The sequence below is a fragment of the Psychrobacter sp. FME6 genome (assembly GCF_014861365.1).
Taxonomy (GTDB): domain Bacteria; phylum Pseudomonadota; class Gammaproteobacteria; order Pseudomonadales; family Moraxellaceae; genus Psychrobacter.
Genome location: NZ_RRYW01000156.1, coordinates 1 through 4047 on the forward strand (window position 1 = coordinate 1; position 4047 = coordinate 4047).

5 protein-coding genes are annotated in these 4047 nt (G+C 39.6%); 2 read left to right on the plus strand and 3 right to left on the minus strand.

Features of this window, described 5'->3' with window-relative positions:
- Positions 1 to 153: 153 nt before the first annotated feature.
- Entirely contained in the window at positions 154 to 453 is a 300-nt protein-coding gene (locus EI162_RS13645; protein WP_192524853.1) for a hypothetical protein, read from the minus strand.
- A 2-nt stretch (positions 454 to 455) separates the two neighbouring features.
- A complete protein-coding gene (locus tag EI162_RS13650) occupies positions 456 to 707 on the minus strand; it encodes a mobilization protein (protein ID WP_192524854.1) in 252 nt (83 codons plus the stop codon).
- Positions 708 to 915: 208 nt separating this feature from the next.
- On the opposite strand from EI162_RS13650, the gene EI162_RS13655 reads away from it, so the two are divergent.
- Together EI162_RS13655 and EI162_RS13660 are read left to right on the plus strand one after the other, a co-directional pair.
- Positions 916 to 1896 carry a MobA/MobL family protein gene (locus tag EI162_RS13655; protein ID WP_192524855.1) on the plus strand — a complete coding sequence of 327 codons (981 nt, stop codon included), beginning with the start codon at positions 916 to 918 and terminating at the stop codon, positions 1894 to 1896.
- Positions 1893 to 2441, plus strand: coding sequence for a hypothetical protein (locus tag EI162_RS13660; RefSeq protein ID WP_192524856.1), 549 nt, complete (start codon positions 1893 to 1895; stop codon positions 2439 to 2441). The genes EI162_RS13655 and EI162_RS13660 overlap by 4 nt, the downstream gene beginning before the upstream one ends.
- 290 nt (positions 2442 to 2731) lie before the next feature.
- Here the strand turns inward: EI162_RS13660 and EI162_RS13665 are convergent, their stop codons facing one another.
- Positions 2732 to 2959 (minus strand): kynureninase, encoded by a 228-nt coding sequence (locus tag EI162_RS13665; protein WP_192524857.1) that lies wholly within the window; start codon positions 2957 to 2959, stop codon positions 2732 to 2734.
- Between the last annotated feature and the right edge of the window lie 1088 nt (positions 2960 to 4047).

Genomic DNA, 4047 nt, shown 5'->3' on the forward strand with positions numbered 1-4047 from the left:
TTAAAAAACTAAGGTGAAAAGATAAGTAAGCCTGAACCTTTGAAAATAAAGGGCTACAGCTTAAAAATCAGCCAACTAAAACATTTAATATTCTCAAAAAAAACAAATTATATTTAAAAAAACGTCAAAAAAAAGTGTTTTAGTTGCTCTAACTTAGTAAGCATCTGATGACCAGTAAATCGCTGATACAGTGAATTGATCTGTATCAGCATTTTTTATGTACGCCAAGCCTTTATTTTGAAGGTCTGCATGAAAGCTGTTCATCGCATCCCCCCAAATTTCAGCATAGTCATTGGCAAGTTGGATCAGTTCATCGCCAGTGACATTACCTCGATAGTCCACCTCACCAGCAGATTTATAAGACTTCATTCTATCGTCACGTTCGCTAATCCACTTTGGAATTTTTATCTTATCGTTACTGTCATTGGTTGAAATAGAATAATCATAAGCCATGTTTAAACTCCTTTTGATCGTGTGACGGTCAGATCGTCTATAACACTCTCTAAGCGGTCTAAATCTGTCTTGCGTGTGATGTTGCTATCAATATCAATAAGCAGCTGTCTGGCTCTATCAGGATCATTCTTAGCTAGTGATAAAATCATGCCACCAATAACCACTTTCTGCGCGGTATCTAATTTCCTTTGTTTTGTTTTTAGTCGATTAAGTTCGTCTTGTTTGCGTGCTATCTTCTGTTCTATCGTGGGCATAATCTCACCTAATAGTATAATTGTTTGTGTTAGTATAACAGTGAATTGGAGAGCTTTCACTTTCCTGTCTTTTTAGGGAAGTGCGCATTTACGACTTGATAGTTTTATTTCACGTCGTTTCATAAAATATCAAATCCTAAATACGTCCTGCGGAGCAAAAACCTAAAGGACTAAAACACATAAACAATAATGAGATATATCCGTAAACATGGCTATCTACTACGCAACCACTAAGCCTATATCAAGAAGCAGCGGACGCAGTGCAACGGCATCCGCCGCTTATCGTGCCGGTACAGAAATTACAGATGAGCGCACAGGGTTAAAACACGACTACTCAAAGCGTGACGGTGTAGAAATGGCTTATGCTTTTGATAAGAGCATGAAAAAGATTGATCGTGAAGAATTGTGGAACAAGGCGGAACTTGCCGAGAACCGAAAAGATGGGCGCACGGCTAGAGAGTGGGTGCTAGCGATACCCCATGAGCTTGTACCCAAGGATAAGAAAAAGCGTAAAGATCTCAAGCAGAATGAGGGCGCAAGGGTAGCGGTTAGATTCGCCAAAGTCCTCGCAGAGCGCTACAACGTAGGCGTTGATGTTGCTATTCACTCCCCCGACAAAGTGGGCGACAATCGCAACTGGCACGCTCACATCATGACCACGACAAGAGAGCTTGAGCGTACAGCTGATGGCATCAAGCTTGGCGATAAGACAAGCATCGAGCTATCCAATGCCAAGCGCAAAGAGCTAGGGTTAGGTTCGACCAGTGCCGAAATTAAAGAGCTACGCCAAGAATGGGAAACCATCGTCAATACTCAGTTAGAAAAGCTAGGCATTGAGGAGCGTATCGACCATAGAAGCCTGAAAGAACAAGGGATTGAGCGACAGCCAACTATTAAAATGGGGTGGCAAGCGTCAGCTATGGAGCGTAGGGGCGTTACAACGGATAAGGGCGACCTTAACCGTCAAATAAAAGCAGACAATGAGCATTTACGTGACTTACAGCTAGAAATAAATACACTCAAAAACGCACAAATGGAAATGGTAAATATCAAAGAGCAAGTGCAGGGGATGCAGGACTTTAAAGCCGAATATGAGGCATATAAACAAGAGCAGCAGCAACAAAAACTAGAAATTCAAGGACAACAGAAAGACCTTGAAAGATTCGAAGACAAAGGGTTTGAAAGATGAGTGATGATAATAAAAAGCAGTTATTTGCGCTTATGGTAGCTGCGGAGGAACAGCAGAAAAATATTGATCAAACATTAGCGATTATTAATAAGCAACAAGCTGAAATTGAAAGATTGCATAAGCATCTACCAGAACTCGCACAGTCATTATTTAAAGAGTCGTTAAATGACGCTAGAACGTCCATAGAAAGCGATTTAAACAATCATGCCACTAAGACCGCCCAAGAGCTTAAAAAAGCATCTAACGGGGCAATGCGTGCAGCTGACGCTATAAAACAAGAGGCAAAGGCACTCGATTGGAAGCACGCTTTTATGACTGTGGGCGCAATTTTAGGGGCTTGCTTACTGGTGATACTAGGGTCAATGTTTTTTATACCGAGTCTTGATGATATTGCAGAGCGTAGAGCCACGATAGCAGAACTAGATAACCAAGGCGGTAATTTGGATATTCAACGCTGTAATGGTGAGTTATGTGCGAGAGTGATGACAAAAAAATGTAATTACGGTCCATCTAAGGATTATTGTGTTTTAGATTTAAAGGACTAACGCCCTTCGGTTGTTGGATCAGAAGTTAGCCAGGACAGGCAAAAAAAACTGCCTGATCTTGGCTAACTTCTGACCTAAAATTACTGCAAATATCAGCCCTTTTAGCACGACATAAACTGTCATTGTTCGCATAAAGCTGCATTATGGTAAATGGGTTTAGGGGTAGAAAAGCTATCGGGTCGATAGCTTTTTTTAAGGGTTTTCGGACACGTTAGAAAGGACTTTTTGCACAGGTATCGTAGTGTGAGTAATTTTGCGACAAGTCACCCTTATGTTTTAACCAGTAGCGACTAAGGTCGATAATCCCACAAATGGCCATGAATACCGCAATTACGTTCCAATGCATTCATAGTATCTTCTGTATTACTGCTGCCATTTCGCCACTCATCAATAGCGGCTTGAACGTAGGCACGGCAATTGGTAGACAAACCTGAGCTTTCGCCATATTTAGGTTCGCTATTATTATCCGCACAGGATGTTAAGAGCATGGCTGCAACTAAAAATAAAAATTTATTCATAAGACGCTCTTTTTAACCCTTGGTATTAACTAAGATGGTTCAATACATTAATGGCGCATTCAGTCTTCATCTTTAGCGTTATAGGCAGTATTCTCGTTTTTCTGCAACTGTTTAGTCTTCTGAACTTCAAGACGTAGCAGCTCATTTTCAAGCTTCATTCTTTCTATCTCTAAATTAACACTCTGTCTATCTTGAGATTGTTTAAATCCTTTATTGAAAGAGTCGAAAGGCGATGTATTATTGAGCATGTAATTGGTCGGTGGAGGCATCAAATTATTATATTGAGGCGATGCTATCGCAGGGATAACAAGTACCAAACAAACGGATGCTATTAATAAATTCCTCATTTTCACGACCTCTCTGCAAATTATTTTCTTCTAGAAACCAGACTATATCACTATGCGTTATAAAGAGCCTTTTTAAAACTGATTGTTGGTATTATTGTTGGGCTTGTCAAAATTTATAATTAAGAAAGCCCGAGAACACTTGGGCTGTAGCGTGTTGTTTAGTTCCTACTGTAGGAGTCATACTCAATATTCAGTCACCATACTAAAAAAACCTAGCAGCAACCATCGCAGACAAAACGAAAATTAAACCGCAGACACCAAGTGACCTAAAGATAAAACGCTTATTACTCAATGCTAATCCCCTTTTATCTTTGTGGTTATTCAATCAATATACACTAAGTGTTGTGTAGTGCCAAAAAAAATCGAATTATTCATATCAAGTACACTGTCAGCACTATTCCTGTAAAAATATATGAATATCAATATCTTAACTAGCGAACATGGTACTCACTACAGGTCTAATCTTTATGAATTTCGGACATACAAAAAATAAACCCCCCTAATACTTGACGTAATAGGGGGGTTTATCGTTTAATGTTCGTTAACGGTTACAGCGTGCTGGAACACACTGTAACGACCAAATAAGCATTCAGACTGCGTTATTTGACCAGCAATTAAGCCCATTAGGGCATATTTTAAGCCAAATCTAGGCTAGATTGCAATCAAATTACCTCTTTTAGCGATTATAAAACCCAGTTCTTACAAAACAAAACCGTGGTTTTACAATTTATTTGCTCGTTA